The 18,721-nt window shown below is 35.8% G+C and carries 15 protein-coding genes and 1 pseudogene; 6 read left to right on the top strand and 10 right to left on the bottom strand.

Annotation, left to right across the window (positions count from 1 at the left end; genetic code table 11):
- Position 1 precedes the first annotated feature (1 nt).
- The 10 genes from ftsW to PF272_RS03980 all read right to left on the bottom strand — a co-directional run bounded on the left by ftsW (position 2) and on the right by PF272_RS03980 (position 11,530).
- The gene (gene ftsW / locus PF272_RS04025; RefSeq protein ID WP_065239436.1) at positions 2 to 1,177 is read right to left on the bottom strand and encodes a putative lipid II flippase FtsW; all 1,176 of its coding nucleotides are present in this window, start codon (positions 1,175 to 1,177) and stop codon (positions 2 to 4) included.
- Positions 1,178 to 1,188: 11 nt separating this feature from the next.
- The gene (gene murD / locus PF272_RS04020; RefSeq protein ID WP_271141711.1) at positions 1,189 to 2,517 is read right to left on the bottom strand and encodes a UDP-N-acetylmuramoyl-L-alanine--D-glutamate ligase; all 1,329 of its coding nucleotides are present in this window, start codon (positions 2,515 to 2,517) and stop codon (positions 1,189 to 1,191) included.
- 17 nt (positions 2,518 to 2,534) lie between these two features.
- Positions 2,535 to 3,617, bottom strand: coding sequence for a phospho-N-acetylmuramoyl-pentapeptide-transferase (mraY, locus tag PF272_RS04015; protein ID WP_065233578.1), 1,083 nt, complete (start codon positions 3,615 to 3,617; stop codon positions 2,535 to 2,537).
- On the bottom strand, positions 3,611 to 5,005 hold the full coding sequence (gene murF / locus PF272_RS04010; RefSeq protein ID WP_271141710.1) for a UDP-N-acetylmuramoyl-tripeptide--D-alanyl-D-alanine ligase: 1,395 nt from the start codon (positions 5,003 to 5,005) through the stop codon (positions 3,611 to 3,613). Before murF ends, mraY begins: the two co-directional genes overlap by 7 nt.
- Before the next feature lie 20 nt (positions 5,006 to 5,025).
- Positions 5,026 to 6,501, bottom strand: coding sequence for a UDP-N-acetylmuramoyl-L-alanyl-D-glutamate--2,6-diaminopimelate ligase (gene murE, locus PF272_RS04005; protein WP_271141709.1), 1,476 nt, complete (start codon positions 6,499 to 6,501; stop codon positions 5,026 to 5,028).
- Positions 6,502 to 6,511: 10 nt separating this feature from the next.
- A complete protein-coding gene (gene ftsI, locus PF272_RS04000) occupies positions 6,512 to 8,278 on the bottom strand; it encodes a peptidoglycan glycosyltransferase FtsI (protein WP_271141708.1) in 1,767 nt (588 codons plus the stop codon).
- A 21-nt stretch (positions 8,279 to 8,299) separates the two neighbouring features.
- Positions 8,300 to 8,617, bottom strand: a complete 318-nt coding sequence (ftsL, locus tag PF272_RS03995; RefSeq protein WP_271141737.1) for a cell division protein FtsL — start codon at positions 8,615 to 8,617, stop codon at positions 8,300 to 8,302.
- The gene (gene rsmH, locus PF272_RS03990; RefSeq protein ID WP_271141707.1) at positions 8,617 to 9,582 is read right to left on the bottom strand and encodes a 16S rRNA (cytosine(1402)-N(4))-methyltransferase RsmH; all 966 of its coding nucleotides are present in this window, start codon (positions 9,580 to 9,582) and stop codon (positions 8,617 to 8,619) included. Before rsmH ends, ftsL begins: the two co-directional genes overlap by 1 nt.
- A gap of 15 nt (positions 9,583 to 9,597) precedes the next feature.
- Positions 9,598 to 10,056 carry a division/cell wall cluster transcriptional repressor MraZ gene (mraZ, locus tag PF272_RS03985; RefSeq protein ID WP_065237555.1) on the bottom strand — a complete coding sequence of 153 codons (459 nt, stop codon included), beginning with the start codon at positions 10,054 to 10,056 and terminating at the stop codon, positions 9,598 to 9,600.
- Positions 10,057 to 10,615: 559 nt separating this feature from the next.
- Positions 10,616 to 11,530, bottom strand: coding sequence for a GntR family transcriptional regulator (locus tag PF272_RS03980; RefSeq protein ID WP_271141706.1), 915 nt, complete (start codon positions 11,528 to 11,530; stop codon positions 10,616 to 10,618).
- Between the two features lie 139 nt (positions 11,531 to 11,669).
- On the opposite strand from PF272_RS03980, the gene PF272_RS03975 reads away from it, so the two are divergent.
- From PF272_RS03975 to PF272_RS03945, 6 genes and pseudogenes are all read left to right on the top strand, one after another.
- Positions 11,670 to 12,677 carry a zinc-binding alcohol dehydrogenase family protein gene (locus PF272_RS03975; protein WP_271141705.1) on the top strand — a complete coding sequence of 336 codons (1,008 nt, stop codon included), beginning with the start codon at positions 11,670 to 11,672 and terminating at the stop codon, positions 12,675 to 12,677.
- A 131-nt stretch (positions 12,678 to 12,808) separates the two neighbouring features.
- A pseudogene (locus tag PF272_RS12960) lies at positions 12,809 to 13,791 on the top strand (C4-dicarboxylate TRAP transporter substrate-binding protein).
- Between the two features lie 59 nt (positions 13,792 to 13,850).
- The gene (locus PF272_RS03960) at positions 13,851 to 14,345 is read left to right on the top strand and encodes a TRAP transporter small permease (RefSeq protein ID WP_271141703.1); all 495 of its coding nucleotides are present in this window, start codon (positions 13,851 to 13,853) and stop codon (positions 14,343 to 14,345) included.
- Complete coding sequence (locus tag PF272_RS03955; RefSeq protein ID WP_271141702.1) at positions 14,342 to 15,634, top strand: TRAP transporter large permease; 1,293 nt, start codon at positions 14,342 to 14,344, stop codon at positions 15,632 to 15,634. Before PF272_RS03960 ends, PF272_RS03955 begins: the two co-directional genes overlap by 4 nt.
- Positions 15,635 to 15,647: 13 nt before the next feature.
- A complete protein-coding gene (locus PF272_RS03950; protein ID WP_271141701.1) occupies positions 15,648 to 17,099 on the top strand; it encodes a tagaturonate reductase in 1,452 nt (483 codons plus the stop codon).
- Positions 17,100 to 17,107: 8 nt separating this feature from the next.
- Positions 17,108 to 18,595 carry a UxaA family hydrolase gene (locus PF272_RS03945; RefSeq protein WP_271141700.1) on the top strand — a complete coding sequence of 496 codons (1,488 nt, stop codon included), beginning with the start codon at positions 17,108 to 17,110 and terminating at the stop codon, positions 18,593 to 18,595.
- Positions 18,596 to 18,721 lie beyond the last annotated feature (126 nt).

The following is an 18,721-nucleotide window of genomic DNA, read 5'->3' as shown; positions in this document are numbered from 1 at the left end:
TCTAATCATCTCGTAAATGTGCATGCCCACTTGCTAAGCGATTTTCATGATCGACTCGCATTAAAATCCCAATTGCAATACACATAATAATTAAACTTGAACCACCATAACTAATCAGTGGGAAAGTTAATCCTTTGGTAGGTAATAGACCAATTGTGACACCTAAATTCACAAAACCTTGGAAAAAGATCCAAAATGCAATACCAAAGGCAAAAAAACCGCGAAATTTCGCTTCTAATTTTAATGATTCTTTACCAATTTTTAATGCTCGAAATACGAGTGCTGATAATAGGAAAACAATCACTAACACCCCAACAAATCCAAACTCTTCACCTATAATGGCTAATACAAAGTCGGTATGCGCTTCGGGTAAGTATTCTAATTTTAAGACAGAATTTCCTAACCCTTGTCCCCAAAACTCTCCATTACCAAAAGCCATTAATGAGTTTGATAATTGATAGCCTGTTCCGAATGCATCAGCAAATGGATCCATATAAGAGGTAACCCGTTTCATTCGGTAGGGTGAAATCACAATCAAAAACATCAACATACTTGCACCCATACCGATTAATAAAAAGAATTGGAATATTTTTGCCCCTACTACAAATAGCATCCCGAACGTGATCACAAACAGTACAACACTACTTCCGAGGTCAGGCTGGCAAAGTAAGAATAAGATTAGAATTCCGCAAACAATGGTCGGACGAATAAAAATGAGCTGTCGAGTAGTAACAACATCATACTTACGCACAAAAAAGCTAGAAAGGTAACAAATTAGGGCTAATTTTGCCAATTCTGCTGGTTGGAAATTAACAAATCCTAAAGAGATCCAACGAGTCGCGCCATTAATATTACGCCCGACAATTAACACCACAATTAACGATATTAAGGCGAGAAGGTATAGTCCTGTACTCCACTTTTCCCATTTTTCCATAGGAATCTGCAAGACAAAAAAGAATAATGCAACGCCGGTAACAATATAAACACCATCTCTAATTGTAAAATAGAGTGGATCATCATATAACTTAGCAGCAGTGGTAAATGAGGCGGTAGTTACCGCAATAAAGCCAATAAATAATAGGATAATAAACAATAAAAATAAGGTACGATCATACAAAGACGATTGTGGTGTAATACGTCCCCAGCGCCAAAACCCATCTTTTATTTTCGATAACATTAATCCTGACCTTATTCTGTTGATTGTTTTGCTAAACGGGCAAATTCATTTCCCCTAACTTCAAAATTTGCAAATTGATCTAAACTTGCACACGCTGGTGATAACAATACCATATCACCTGCTTGTAACAATGGACGAATTGCATTGATTGCTTCTTCCATCGTATCAACGATAACACTTTGTGTAGAAAGTTCTGCTAAAGCTTGTTTATCCTGACCAAAGCAATAACAGAAAATATTCGGCTTATTAATCAAAGGTTTTAATTCGCTAAAATCAGCACCTTTACCATCACCACCTAATAATAGGTATAGCCGTCCTGCAACTTCTAATCCATTTAATGCTGCTTGAGTACTTCCTACATTGGTTGCTTTTGAATCATTAACCCAACGTACTCCATTAGCTTCGTGTACAGTTTGGAAACGATGATCTAAACCACCAAATGTTTTTAATGCTTCAATAATACCGTGTTCAGGTACATTTACTGCTTGTGCTAAGGCAATAGAAGCTAATGCATTCATATAATTGTGGCGACCGCTTAATTTCAGCTGATCCAGTGCTAATAACTGTTTTTCTGGTGTAGCTAAATAGACTTTATTTTCTGTTATCGCTAAATAATAATCTGAACCTGTTTCTGCAAAACTTAATAATGTTTGTTGTGGCTCATTCTCATCTGGATAAGTTAAACGATCCTCTTTATTAACAATTAAAGTTTTTGCTTGATGATAAATGCGCAATTTAGCTTGGCGATAATCCTCTAAATCACGATAACGATTCATATGATCTTCAGAAATATTTAAAATTGTTGCTGCTGCCGCTTGTAAACTAAAGGTTGTTTCTAATTGAAAACTTGATAGCTCAAGTACGTATAAATCGTGCGGTTCGGTTAATAACGACAGCGCTGGAATACCAATATTACCACCAATGCCAACTTTGATACCCGCAGCTTTAGCCATTTCATATACTAAAGTAGTAACAGTACTCTTACCGTTAGATCCTGTAATAGCGACTATTGGTGCTTGTGCTTCGCGACAAAATAATTCAATATCACCAACCACCTCAACACCTGCGGCAATCGCTTGTGCAATTTCTGGTGTCTTTAATGCAATACCGGGACTTAACACAATTAAATCACTGTTTAATAACCATTCTGTGTTTAAACTACCTGTGTGTACTGGAATATCATTAGCAAGTTGATCTAAACCGGCTGGATGTTGGCGTGTATCAATGACTTGTAGCTTTACCCCCTTATTCACAAAATAATCAACACAAGAAATCCCTGTTTTACCTAATCCAACAATAGTGACTGTTTTGCCAGTATAATCGAAATGACGAGTTGCCATATGTCCCCCAATATTGCTTAACGCAATTTCAATGTGACTAATCCTAATAACACCAAAATCAAGGAAATAATCCAAAAGCGGACAATTACTCGTGGTTCTGGCCAACCTTTTAATTCAAAATGGTGATGAATTGGCGCCATACGGAAAATGCGCTGTTTTCTTAATTTGTATGAACCTACTTGTAAAATAACCGAGAGTGTTTCCATTACAAATACACCGCCCATAATCACCAACACGAATTCTTGTCTTACTAAAACGGCGATAGTTCCAATTGCACCACCTAGCGATAATGAACCAACATCGCCCATAAATACTTGTGCGGGATAAGTATTAAACCAAAGGAAACCTAATCCAGCGCCCACAATAGCGGTACAGACCACCACTAATTCAGCACTAAATTTAATATATGGAATATGCAAGTAATCGGCGAAATTGATATTTCCTGTTGCCCACGCAATTAAAGCAAACGCCGCACAAACTAACACGGTTGGCATAATCGCCAATCCATCTAAGCCATCGGTTAGATTTACAGCATTACTGGTACCAACAATCACAAAATAGGCAAGAACAATATAGAATAAACCTAATTGTGGCATAATCTCTTTAAAGAAAGGCACGACTAATAAAGTCGCATTAGTACCTTTCCCAATGTAATACATACCGCATACTGCCAATAAAGCCACCACAGACAGCCAAAAATATTTCCAGCGCGCAATCAATCCATCCGTATTTTTCCGAACAACCTTGCGATAGTCATCAATAAACCCAATCGCTCCATAGCCAAATAAAACAAATAACACGAACCAAACATAGGGATTTTCGAGGTTTGCCCATAGCAGGGTACTTACACCAATAGAAGCTAGAATCATAATTCCGCCCATAGTTGGAGTACCACGTTTACTAAAATGGCTTTGTGGACCATCATCACGCACTACTTGGCCAATTTGTAATAACTGTAAACGAGTAATCACTTTTGGACCAATCCATAAGCAGAATAATAAAGCGGTTAATAACGCTAAAATTGCTCGCACAGTAATATATGAGAAAACATTAAAAAACGTGTGATACTGAACTAAAAACTCACTAATCCAAACTAACATTGTTCAAAACCTTTAAATGCTTCGACGATCTCTTCCATTTTCATTGAACGAGATCCTTTGACTAATAATAAAATTGTTTTTCCTGCTTGTAGCTGTTCTGTTATGTATTGCTGCAATGCGGTAATTAATGCGGCTTTTTGTTGATAATGTTCTCCATGGCACAAACTACTAATGATTTCGCTATAATGCCCAAAACTAACCACTTTACTTAAATTCGCTTGTTGTGCAGCCTCAGCAACCTGATGATGGCACTGTTCTGTACTTTCCCCCAATTCTGCCATATCACCAACTGCAAGAATTTTTACGGTTTGTGCTGATTGTTGTAAAACAGCAATCGCTGCTTTTAGGGAATCTACATTAGCATTGTAAGTATCGTCTAAAATTGTGAATTGTGAATTCACTACTACTGGAAATAATCGACCTTTTACCCGTTTTCCTAAAGCTAAGCCAGCTTTAACATCTGCCAAAGACGCACCTAACGCCATCGCTAATGAAGTAGCTGCTAACGAATTACTAATATTATGCTCACCTAAATAAGGTAAATCGATCGCTGTTTCACCTTGTGGGGTACAAAGAATAAAATGATAGCCGATTGCAGAAGCTTGAATCTCTTTTGCGTAAATATCTGCTTGAGGAGAATTAATAGAAAATTGTTGAATCTGATGAGAACCAATATTGCGTTGCCAATAATTAAGGTACTGACAATTCGCATTAATGATTGCGATACCTGTTGTCGTTAGCCCTTGGTAAATTTCACCTTTCGCCTTAGCAACTCCCTCAATTGAGCCAAAGCCCGCTAAATGTGCTGGAGCAACGTTATTCACTAATGCTGCATCTGGGCGAGCTAATTGCGTAGTATAGGCAATTTCACCAGCATGATTTGCCCCTAATTCAATCACAGCATAACGGTGTTGGTTAGTTAAACGTAATAATGTTAATGGTACGCCAATATCATTATTGAAGTTTCCAGCAGTAAATAAGACTTCATCAGCTGATTTCGCCGTTTGTTGTAAAATCGCTGCCGTCATTTCTTTTACGGTGGTTTTACCAGAGGATCCTGTCATTGCTGCCACTTTTGGATTCACTTTAGTTCTTACCCAAGCAGCTAATTGTCCTAATGCTTTTTTCGTATCTGTTACGACTAATTGCGGTAACGGAATCGCCAAATTAGGTTGTTCAACCACTAAAATTTTTGCGCCTTGTTGATACACACGATCTAAAAATTGGTGTGCATCAAAACTTTCTCCCCGTAATGCAAAAAAAATACTGCCGCAACAATTTGTGCGGCTATCAGTTGTAACACTATCTACTTCAATATCAGCTTGGGGAGGATTAATTTCTTTTGCTGCTAATACTTTACTTAAAGTAGAGAAATTAATTGAGATCATTTGTTATTCTTCTTTGTTGACTAAGTTTTGTTATTAAGTCCAAGTAATTGTGAAACAATTTCACGATCAGAAAAATGGTGTTTTGTGTGTCCAATAATTTGATAATCTTCATGGCCTTTACCCGCAACTAAAATCAAATCATTAGGCTTAGCCTGCTCAAATGCATAGGCTAATGCTTGTTCACGGCGATGAATTATAGTAGCGTTATTTGGAAAGTCTAGCCCTTGAACAATATCATTTATAATTGCTGCCGCATCTTCAGTACGTGGATTATCATCCGTAATAATCACTTTATCTGCTAATTGTTCTGCAATCTTTGCCATTTGTGGGCGTTTACCCTTATCACGATCACCTCCACAACCAAAAATACACCACAGTTCACCATGGCAATGTAAACGTGATGCAAGTAATGCTTTTTCTAAGGCATCTGGTGTATGAGCGTAATCAACAACGGCTGTTGGTTTATTTTCTGCGGTAAAACGCTCCATTCTTCCACATACACCTTCAAGTTGCGAAACTGTGTTGAGTAAATCTGATAAAGGATACCCAAGTGATAATAATGTTGCTGTCGCTAACAACAAATTACTCACGTTAAATTCACCAATTAATTTTGAGTGGAAAATTGCACTTCCCCAGCTTGATGAGAAATGAATTGTAGCACCTAGTGGATGGTATTCAATTTGTTCTGCTTTCAACCATTGTTGATGTTGTGGAGTAAAGGTTGCAGATAAACTCACTTCTACTGCATCAGGTAGTTCTTGTAGCCACTGTTTTCCCACAACATCATCTGCATTAATCACTCTTTGTTTTACATCTAACTCTGTAAACAATGTTTTTTTCGCAGCTGCATAAGCTTCTAATGTATGGTGATAATCTAAATGATCACGGCTTAAATTAGTAAATACGGCTGCATCAAAATGTAATGCCGCAACACGTTGTTGTACCAAGCCATGTGAAGAAACCTCCATCGCAACAAATTCTGCACCCTGTTCAACAAACTCAGCTAAATTACGTTGAATTTCTACTGCTGAGCCTGTGGTATTTGTTGCAGGTTGGATATGCTGATAAAAGCCGTTACCAATCGTCCCCATCACTGCACTACGTTTACCCAATAGATGATTCCATTGCGTTAATAGATTCGCTACGGTAGTTTTACCATTAGTTCCGGTGACACCAACAAGGGTTAATTGAGTTGAAGGTTGTTGATAAAACTCACCAGCCAGCTTAGAAAGCTGACTAGCCAGTTGATAGACATGAATAACAGGGATATTATCTTGCCACGTTAAACGAGTATGATCTGCTGGATCATCACTTTCGACAATAATTGCTGCAGCGCCTGCATTAATTGCTTGTGTCACAAATTTTCTACCGTCAATTTGATGTCCAATTAATCCAATAAACACATCACCTTGTTTTACTGCTCGACTATCTAATTGCATAGTTTGCAACTGATGATTTGGTAATGTTAGACCAAAATAACGGCTTAAACGCTGCATTGCTTTACCCTTAGTTATCTCTTAAATTTTCATTTTTTAATGTGTCAATACGCACAATACGTTTTGCACTCTTTGTATCACCCTCAATACCATCTGGAGTAATATTTTTCGCGCGTAAAGTATGCCCCATAATTTTTGAGAATACTGGCGCAGAAATTGCCCCACCATAATATTTACCTGCTGTTGGGTTATTAATCAAAATAACTAACGCAAACTGTGGATCACTTGCAGGCGCAATTCCAGCGGTATAAGCAATATATTTATCTACATATTGACCATTTTCTAATTTTTTCGCTGTACCAGTTTTAATTGCCACACGATATCCAGGAACAGCCGCAGCAATACCACCACCGCCTGGTTGTGCAACACTTTCCATCATATGTACTACTTCACGCGTAATTTTTTCTGGATAAATACGCTCACCAATAACTGGTGGATCAACTTTAGTGATTGAAAGCGGACGATAAACACCAAAACTACCTAATGCCACATAAGCTCGAGCTAATTGTAATGGTGTTACAGTTAAACCATAGCCATAAGCTACTGTTGCACGTTCAATATCCGCCCAACGCTTACGGTGTAATGGTAAGGTTCCTGATTGCTCACCGACTAAACCTAAATTAGTTGGCATTCCAAATCCAGCTTTATGATATGTATTCATCAATACCGAAATTGGCATTTGTAAAGATAAACGGCTCACCCCAACGTTACTAGATTTTTGCAAAATCCCAGTAATAGATAATTCATTACGTGGAGCAACATCGCGGATAGTATGCCCATTAACCACAAATGGTTTAGTATTAATCACTGTATCTGGTGAGATAATTTTTTGATTTAATGCAGTTAACACCACAAACGGTTTTACTGTTGAACCTGGTTCAAATGTATCGGTAATCGCACGATTACGGCGTAATTCAGCTTGTGAACCAAAAATATTATTCGGGTTATAAGACGGCGCTGTAGCCATCGCTAGAATTTCACCTGTACTAATTTTTACTAATACGGCTGTACCTGATTCTGCTTTATTCTCAGCTACTGCTTTTTTAATTTCGCGGAATACCATTGACTGTAAATGGCGATCGATACTTAATGTCACATCATGGGCATCATATTTTTGAGTACTCGAAATATTCTCAATAATATTTCCTGATTTATCACGACGATAGGTTTTAGATCCTGATTTTCCAATTAACAAAGAATCAAAGCTTTTTTCGATCCCTTCAATCCCTTGTCCATCAATATTGGTATAACCTAATAATTGTGCAGACTCTTCCACTGTTGGATAGAAACGGCGGTACTCTTTACGCATAGAAACGCCTGTGATTTTAAGATCGTGAATATATTTCGCCATTGTTGGAGAAATTTGGCGATCTAAATACACAAAACGAGATTTAGGATTTTTATTAAGACGATTGATAACGTCCGATAACGGTACATTTAATGTTTCAGCTAAGCGTTGCCAACGATCTTTTTCCATTAATGAATTTTTTTCAAAAATTTCTTTTGGATCGGCAATAATCGAATAATTCTCTACACTGACTGACAATAATTCACCTTTGCGATCAAGAATATCGCCACGGATATAAGGAATTTGTTCTGTACGAAGTGAACGTTTATTGCCTTCTGCAATATAAAAATCTGCATTAACTAACTGAACATATGCAGCTCTTGCGATAAGCGCAATTAGACCAGCCATAATTAATATAATCGTGACAATATAGCGTCCTTTAGAAAAACTGCTTGTTTGTTGTGATGATTTAATTTTTGCCCGTACCATTGTGTTACCTAGTTATCTGTTTTATTCAATAATTAATACTTCTTGTTCATCCTGTGTTGACTGCATTCCTAATTGACGGGCAATTCCTTCAATACGAGTACGATCACTCAATGCGCTATCTTCTAAACGCAAATTCAGTGCTTCACTTTGTAATGCCTGATATTCCGTCTGTAATTGATTTTTTTCATTAATCGCTAGACGTGTTAAATGCGTAATCCAAATTGTAGAAACTGCGGTAATTAATAAAGCAATTAATAAAAGCATAACGGTTTTATTCGCCTGAAAAATATCATCTACAATGATTCGCCATAACGGATAACGATCATAGCTTTTAAATATCATCTTAATCTCTCCGCTACACGTAATACTGCACTTCTTGAACGGCTATTTACGGCGAGCTCTGCTTCTGTTGGCATAATCGCTTTACCAATTAATTTTAATTTTTGATTACGTTCGATTTGTGCTTCAGTTAACGGGAGTCCTCTTGGAATTTCGTCACCTTTACTCTGTTTTTTCATAAAACGTTTTACTAAACGATCTTCCAAAGAGTGAAAACTGATAATCGCTAATCTGCCTTCAGGTGCTAACACATCGATAGCTGAATTAAGAATCTTTTCTAATTCTTCTAACTCACTATTAATAAAAATACGAATAGCTTGAAAGCTACGAGTTGCTGGATGTTTATGTTTTTCTTTTATTGGCATAGATTGCGCAATCAGTTGTGCTAGTTGCAATGTGCGTGTTAATGGTTCTGTTTTATTTTGTAATGCCTGGCGATTAAATTCGACAATATTATGTGCAATACGTTTGGCAAAACGCTCTTCACCAAAAGTTTTCAATACCCAAACCAAATCACTTTCTGATACTTGTTGTAACCATTCTGCGGCAGAAATTCCTTTAGAACTATCCATTCTCATATCTAATGGACCATCTTGCATAAAGCTAAATCCACGTTCAGCATCATCTAACTGTGGCGAAGAAACGCCTAAATCAAGCAAAATACCATCAATTTTGCCAACTAAATTATGCGCTTCACAGATTGATTTAATTTCAGAAAAAGTATTGTGTTCAATTGAAAAACGAGAATCTTGAATTGCTTGTGCGGCAAGAATCGCCTCTGGGTCACGATCAATAGCAATAAGACGACCTTGTTCACCTAACTCAGATAAAATTTTACGAGAATGTCCGCCTCGCCCAAAGGTACCATCAATATAGATACCATTAGGCTTTAAAGACAATCCTTCTACTGCTTCATTGAGTAAAACAGTAAAATGTGCAGGATCTGAATAGGTTACTTGTTCCATATGAATAAAACTCGCTTATAAAAACAAAGTTCTTAACTCATCAGACGTCGCCATCGTACCACTGCTACCAATTTGAATGTCTTCTGCAATTTGTTGTTGCCATTTTTCAGCTTGCCAAATTTCAAATTTATTTAGCTGACCAACAAGCATAATTTCTTTTTCTAGGGCGGCATGTTGTCTTAATGCAGGACTTAACAAAATGCGACCAGTTTTATCCAATTCACATTCTGTTGCATAGCCCAACATAACACGTTGTAAACGTCGTCCAGTTTCATCAAAGTTTGGTAATTGCAGTAATTTTTGCTCGACGATTTCCCACTCTGATAAGGGATATAACAATAGGCAAGGTTGGCGAATATCGGCGGTACAAATAAGTTGTCCTTGTTCTTTCTCAAGAAGCTCGGTGCGATAACGAGTTGGAATCGCTAAACGACCCTTGGCATCCAGATTAATTAATGATGCACCTCGAAACATAACTCGCTACCTATAAATCAGTTGAAATGAAGAATTTATTACCACTATTTACCACAATTTACCACTTATCGTTAGTCTATTCTCTGAAATAGAGGATTGCAAGTAATTCCTTGTTGTTTTTTATCAAAATAATGCTTATTTCACTTATCTTGTGATACAAAGCATAAAAAAAGCTATGAAAATAGAATTTCATAGCCAATTCGATGACAAAGTCTATTTAATATTTTGTTCTAATTAGCTTTTAGGTTTCGCCCTAAAGGGCGCCTTCATTTTCTTTACTTGTGTAAAGAAAACGAAGCAAAAGAAACACACCCTCACACACTTGCTAATCCTCATTCCAATAAGATTTTCCGGGCGGCAAAAAACAGAGATTTTTCTCACTACGTTCGAAAAATGATCACTTTTTTTGCCTAAAAATCTTATTTGCATTCGGGCAAGTGTGAGAGGGAACCTAATGAACATTTATTAAGATTTGTGAATAAATTTAAGTTTGTCAGCTATCTAAGCTATGAAAATAGAATTTCATAGCTTTTTTATAAATTTGTTCCTCAATAGATGATTAGCTTTGCGTAACTATCTCAATGCTATTCATTAATGATTTTTTTGCTGTACTTAAATGATGTTTTAACTCAGTAATAGCACCAAGATCATCTTGGCTTACTATTTTTACTAATATCGCCAAATGTTCTTCTACCGCCAATACATTTCTAGTCTTCAAATCTCGATTATCCCATTGATAATGAAAGTTAAAAATAATAGAAATAAGTTCAATGAAATCATTTATAAATGGATTATTAGCTGCTGATAGAATTAGAGAATGAAATTGATGATCTAATTTTGAAAAATCTGTAAATCTCTCAGAAATATTTTCTCTCAATGTACGATGTTCCTGTAATAGCATTTTCATTTTACTCCACCGTACATCTGAACTAGGTAAGTTCATAAAGCAATTCAATGCATGGCATTCCAACATTTCTCTTAATTCAAATAACTTATCTGCATAATGTGGTGTAAAGGCTACTAGTTGCCATTTTCCTCGACCTAAATTTTTAATTAAGTTAAAACGAGAAAATTGAATTAGGTATTCTCTAACAGAAAAAATATCTACATTCGCATTTTTAGCCAACCACAATTCCGACACCTGATCGCCTGGTTTTATAACTTTAGATTGAATAGCTGCTTTAAAGTAAGTTTCTATCTTTTTAATCGCTTTAGGATCATTTCTTTTCGTTTTCAATTTTAAAAATTTATCTTCTTCTGTAGGAACTCGAATGACAATATAATTATCTCCTTGTTTCGCTAAAATTCCTTTCTCTAACAAAGACATTAATACATAACGTATTGTCGTACGGCTTACACTGTATAAAGATGCCAAAATAGTTTGTGATGGTAATGGTGATGATAAAACACCTTCTCTTAAGGCATCTATCATTTGATTACTTACTTCTTGCCTCAATTCAAAATCTCTACTCATCAAATTTTCTCTCAATTAATAAAAAACATATAAAAAACATTAAAACACTTTCATATTCACATTACTACAACAACCCTAAGAATTTTTCCAAAATCTACAGAATAATGCTCCCACTATTTATTAAAAAGAGGATAACAAAATGAAAGCTTTAATTTGTAATAAACCGTTTGAATTCATTTATCAAGAACTAGATATTCCTACTCCAAAAGAAAACAATGTTCTACTAAAAATTGCAGCCGTAGGTATATGTGGTACTGATATACATGCGTTTGCCGGTAACCAACCTTTTTTTACTTACCCTCGTATACTAGGGCATGAAGCCAGTGGCACAATTAAAGCTGTTGGCAATAAAGTAACTAATTGGAAGGTTGGACAAAGAGTCGCTCTTATTCCTTATGTTTCTTGTGGTGAATGCGATGCTTGCCGCAGTGGAAAAACAAATTGTTGTGAAAAAATTTCCGTGATTGGAGTCCATGAAGATGGCTGCTTCTGTGAATATCTATCTGTTCCCGAAAAAAATATTCTACCTATATCTGATAATGTTGATGATATTAGTGCAGCTCTTATCGAACCATTTGCAATTAGTGCTCATGCTGTACGCAGAGCAAACATCCAACCAAATGATGATGTTCTTATTGTTGGAGCTGGACCAATTGGATTAGGTGCTGCGGCAATTGCAGCTGCAGATGGTGCACATGTTGTCATTGCAGATACAAGTGAGGCTCGCAGAGAACATATTAAAAAACAACTCAAATTATCTTCTTTTGACCCTATTTCTGAAAAAGTTGAAGATTATTTTAATGGGAAACTTCCTCTTATTGTCATTGATGCAACTGGTAACCAAAAAGCCATGAATAACGCAGTAAATCTGATAAGACATGGAGGCAGAATTGTTTTTGTTGGTTTATTTAAAGGCGATTTTTCATTTTCTGATCCTGACTTTCATAAAAAAGAAACTACTTTATTAGGAAGCCGAAATGCAACTTATGAAGATTTTTCTAAAGTACAACAACTAATGGCCCAAAATAAATTATCTGCTGCCATGATGTTGACTCATACTTTTAATTTTGAAGGTTTAGCTGATATCTATGCTGAGCAAATTGTTAATAATAAATCTTTAATTAAGAGTGTTATTACTTTCAAATAAAAGACAGATAAAAAACAGGCAATGTTGCGGTTTTAGTCATTTTCAACATTACGTTATTTGCTAATTACCTGATTATATTACAGTGATTTATAACGTGATTTCTTCTACTACAACTTAGCGAGGTAAAAACTATGCGCTTACTCAAAAAATCTTTATTAACTCTATCGTTAGGATTATTAAGCTTCTCTATTAATAGCTTAGCTGCAACAGAAATTATGATTGCTTATGGAAACCAACCAGGAGAACCTATCGATAAAGCAATGCATTTTTGGGCTGATAAAGTTAAAGAAAAATCTAATGGTGACATTATTTTTAAATTATTCCCATCAAGTCAATTAGGTGGTCAAACTGAAGTATTAGAACAAGCTCGTTTTGGAGCCAATATTATTACAATTAGTGACTATGGTGAATTGATGGATATTGTTCCAGATCTAGGAGTTGTCAATGCCCCTTATCTTTCACAATCATTTGAAAAAAATCAAAACTCCTTCATTCAGACTGGTTTAAAGGACTTAGTCAACAATTAGATAAACAAAACATTCATATTGTTATTCCTGATGTTATTTATGGAACACGTCATTTATTAACCAAAAAGCCTATTACTAAACCTGAAGATCTAAAAGGAGTAAAAGTAAGGGTTCAGCATTCTCGTGTCTATTTACAAACTATCAAAGCTATGGGTGGTGTCCCAACTCCTATGTCTTTAGCAGATGTTTATCCTGGATTATCTGAAGGTATTATTGACGGATTAGAAAATCCAACAGTAGTGCTATATGGTGGAAAATTCTATGAAGTTGCAAAAAATCTTAATTTAACCGCACATACTACTAATATGTCTCCATTTGTAACTGGAACAGCATTTTGGAATACATTAACACCAGAGCAACAAAAAATTATTGTTGATACAGGTAATGAAATGGTCGCCTATGGTGCTAGTTTGATTTTTGATGCAGAAAAAGATGCATTAGAAAAATTGAAGAAAGCTGGAGTTCAGGTTAATGAAGTTGATATAGAAGCATTTAAAAATTCTGTTAGAGAACTTATTCAGAATGGTTTTCCAGAATGGTCACCTAATCTATACAAAAATATTCAATCTCAATTAGAGCAATACTAATCACTATCAAACGGTGAGTTATCTTACTCACCGTTTTTTAATTGGAGGGATTTATCATTATGAATTCACAATCTCAACAAAAAAAATTCTGGTTTAGCGATATTGATGAAATTCTCGCTTCCTTTTTCTTAGCACTAATAGTGCTACTTTCTGGTTATGGTGTCATTATGCGCTATTTTCTTAACTCTCCAAGTGCTTGGGTTGAGGAAATTTGTGTAGTCTTTTTTATTTGGTTTACATTCCTCGCATCAAGTGCACTTTGTAAAAATAATGAGTTGATTCGTATTGACTTTTTATTAAGCAAATTACCTCACAAAATAGCGAACTTTATTGATGGCGTTATCCAGCCATGCATTATGCTTTTTGCACTTTTTTTTATGATTTATTTAGGTTTCAAGCTATTACCAATGTCTAAAGTCCGTTTTACACCAACTTTACATGTTTCTTATTTAGCTATTTACGCCATTATCCCTATTAGCGCTTGTTTCATGGCTTATTACGAAATAAGAAAAATTTATTATTTCTTTAAAATTAACAGAGGGAATCAACTATGAGCGTTATTATTCCTATAGCTATTTTATTAATATTATTTGTTATCGGTACACCTGTAGCTTTTTGTATTTTTATCTCCACATTAAGTTATTTTCTAATGAGCAATCAACCAATGATTATGCTTATTCAACGTCTTGCCGGTGGACTTGAATCTGTAACTTTATTAGCAATTCCATTTTTTATCATGGCTGGTGTCTTTATGAATCACACTGGTATTAGTGCTAGGTTATTAAAGTTTTGTGAAGTACTCACAGGACATATGAATGGTGGTTTAGCTCAAGTTAATGTTGCTTTAAGTACCTTAATGGGCGGATTATCTGGTTCTAATATTGCTGATGCCGCAATGAATTCTAAATTATTAGTTCCTCAAATGGTTGCTCGTGGATATAGTGCTTCATTCTCCGCGGCGGTAACTGCTGCAGGATCTTTAATTACACCAATCATTCCTCCTGGCATTGCCATGATTATTTATGGCTATGTTAATAATGTTTCTATTGGTCGATTATTTTTAGCTGGTGTAATCCCTGGTACTTTACTCTGTATATTAATGATGATCTTAGTATCTATTATTTCTAAGAAACGTGGTTATCTACCAATCAGAGAAAAACGTGCTAGTTGCAAGGAAATTGCACTTTCAGCAAAAGATGCTGTTCTAGCCCTCCTATTGCCAATCATTATTATTGGTGGTATCCGAATGGGAGTATTTACTCCAACCGAAGCTGGTGCTGTTGCAGTAATTTACGCAATTATTTTAGGAACTCTTATCTATAGAAACATGGATTTGAAACAATTATGGTTAGCAACAAGAGAGTCTGCTTTAGGTGCAGCCAATGTACTTCTTATCATTTGTATGGCAGTTGCTTTTTCTAAATTTCTTACTTGGGAAAGAGTACCTCAAGCTCTAGCACAATGGATGACAACAATTGTGGATAGCCCAATTACTTTCTTAATGCTAGTAAATATTGCTTTATTAGTTCTAGGTATGTTCTTAGAAGGCAATGCAATTATGATCGTACTTGCACCACTACTCGCTCCAATAGCTCATTCATATGGCATTGATCCTATTCATTTTGGCATTGTATTTATCTTCAATGGTGCAATCGGAACAATTACCCCTCCACTAGGTACAGTAATGTTTACTACTTGCTCAATTACTGAAGTACCAATAGAGAAATTTATCAAAGACGTACTTCCATTTTGGGGATTACTCTTAATCGAACTATTACTACTTACTTACATTCCATCCATTTCAACTTGGTTACCAAACCTTGTTTATGGTGTAGCTAATTAATAAGGAATTTATCATGCAACAACTCAATCGTACCAATTTTCCAGGCAATCAATATCCAACTAAGATTATCCAATTTGGTGAAGGTAATTTTTTACGTGCGTTTATTGATTGGCAAATTGATCTTTTAAATGAAAAAACCGATTTTAATAGCGGTGTAACGATTATTCGTCCAATTAATACTGATTTTCCGCCGCTATTAAATACACAAGATGGACTTTATACCACAATTATTCGTGGTTTAAATGAACAGGGGGAAGCGGTTAAACAGGCTAGAATTATTCGTTCAGTAAATAATGAAATTAACCCTTATCTTAACTTTGACGATTATATTAATCTGGCACACAATCTTGAGATCAAACTTATTTTCTCAAATACCACTGAAGCGGGAATTAGCTATCATGCAGGAGATAAATTAACCGATCGTCCTGCTGTAAGTTATCCAGCAAAATTAACTCAATTACTCTATGAACGTTTCCTATTTACTAATGGCGATCAACAATATGGTTTTACTATTTTGCCATGTGAACTTATCGACTATAACGGTGAACAACTTAAAGAATTAGTATTACGTTATGCTAATGAGTGGAAACTTCCAACTGAATTTATTTCTTGGTTAGAAACCGCAAATACTTTCTGTTCAACATTGGTAGATAGCATTGTAACTGGCTATCCTCGCAATGAAGTGGAACAAATCACTACTGAATTAGGCTATCAAGATACTTTCTTAGATACCGCAGAATATTTCTATCTCTTTGTTATTCAAGGACCAAAATCATTAGAAAAACTTTTCCATTTAGATCAATTAAAACTAAATATTTTAGTCGTTGATGATATTAAGCCTTATAAAGAACGTAAAGTTGCCATCTTAAATGGCGCGCACACTGCATTGGTTCCTGTGGCTTACCTTGCTGGCATTGATTATGTCGGTGATGCAATGCAAGATTCTCAATTACGTCAATTTGTTGTTGATACACTTGCTGAAGAAATTATTCCGACACTTTCGTTGCCAAAAGATGAATTACAACATTTTGCAGATGCTGTTATAAGTCGCTTCCAAAATCCATTTATCCAGCATGCCTTGCTATCTATCGCATTGAATAGTATGACAAAATACCGTACTCGTATTTTGCCGCAATTATTAACTTATCAGCAAAAATATCAACGCTTACCAGCTCGTCTTACTTTTGCATTAGCTGCATTAATTGCCTTTTATCGTGGCAAACGTGCCGATCAAACTATTCCATTACAAGACGATCAAATTTGGTTAGATCATTTTGCTACTTGGTGGCAACAAGTTGAACAACAACAAATTTCCCTCACTCAACTTGTTAAAAATGTATTAAGTCAAGAAGAACATTGGCAACAAGATTTAACCCAAATTCCACAACTTGTTGATGAGGTTTCAGCAAAACTTGAGGCTATTTTGCAACAAGGTATGCGTAATGCATTAACCCAATATTGCTAGGTGTGATTATGAAGCAGTTTATTCAAATTCAAGCTCAAGACAACGTTGCTGTTGCTTTACAGAATTTGTCTGCTGGGCAAATCATTCAATTAGATAAAGAAAATATCACGTTAACCCAAGATATTCCTCGTGGACACAAATTTGCTATTCATAATATTCATGAAGGACAAAATGTGATTAAGTATGGTTATCCTATTGGTCATGCTACCCAATCCATTGCTGCGGGCGATTATGTGCATACGCACAATGTCAAAACTAATTTGAATGATATTAATGACTATGCCTACCAGCCAGAACAGTTACACATTGAGGTCCAACAAGCTGATCGAGATGTAAAAATCTATCGCCGTGCCAATGGTGATGTTGCTATCCGTAATGAACTTTGGATTATTCCAACGGTGGGTTGTGTAGTTGGGATCGCTAATCAAATTCGTCAGCGTTTCTTAGCTAAAAACCCAGCAACTGATATTGATGGTGTATTTACCTTTGCCCATAGTTATGGCTGTTCTCAATTAGGAGATGATCATCAGAATACGAAAGTCATTTTGCAAAATATGGTGAAACATCCCAATGCAGGCGCTGTATTAGTTATCGGGCTTGGTTGCGAAAATAATCAAGTGGATGTATTTAGAGAAACCTTAGGTGATTATGATCCACAACGCGTTAAATTTATGATTTCTCAACATTATGAAGATGAGGTAGAAATCGGTTTAGAATTATTACAGCAGCTATATGAGCAAATGCGTCACGATCAACGTCAAGCTGGTAAATTAAGTGAACTTAAATTTGGCTTAGAGTGTGGCGGTTCAGATGGTTTATCTGGTATTACAGCTAACCCTTTATTAGGTAATTTTTCTGATTATGTTACTGCTTATGGTGGTACAACTGTTTTAACTGAAGTACCAGAAATGTTTGGTGCTGAGCGAATTTTGATGAGTCATTGTCGAGATCAAACCACTTTCCAAAAGACTGTTGATATGGTGAATGATTTCAAACAATACTTTATTTCACATCATCAACCAATTTATGAAAATCCATCTCCAGGAAATAAATCTGGCGGTATTACTACGTTAGAAGATAAATCGTTAGGTTGCACACAAAAAGCAGGACATAGCCAAGTCGTAGATGTTCTGAAATATGGTGAGCGTTTATCTCAACCTGGACTAAATCTTTTAACTGCCCCAGGGAATGATGCGGTGGCAACCAGTGCATTGGCTGCGGCTGGCTGTCATATGGTGTTATTTACCACAGGACGTGGTACTCCTTATGGTGGTTTTGTTCCTACTATGAAAATTGCAACAAATAGTGAATTAGCTCAACGGAAACGTAACTGGATTGATTTCAATGCCGGTCGTTTGGTAGAAGATGTAACAATGCCTCAACTACTGAATGATTTCATTGAGAAAGTTGTAGAAATCGTTAACGGTAAACCAACAAAAAATGAGCTAAATGAGTTCCGTGAATTAGCTATTTTCAAAAGTGGTGTCACTTTATAACGTAAAAATGAGTGTGCCTCCACACCACATACTCAATAACGTAATAATGCCCAAGGATGGGCATTATTTTTTTATTTATATACTACAAAAAAACGCCCAAAATGGGCGTTTTTCACTAGGATCGAA

The sequence above is a fragment of the Gallibacterium faecale genome, assembly GCF_027920745.1.
GTDB classification, from domain to species: Bacteria; Pseudomonadota; Gammaproteobacteria; order Enterobacterales; family Pasteurellaceae; genus Gallibacterium; species Gallibacterium faecale.
This window is presented reverse-complemented; position numbering and strand designations above follow the sequence as displayed.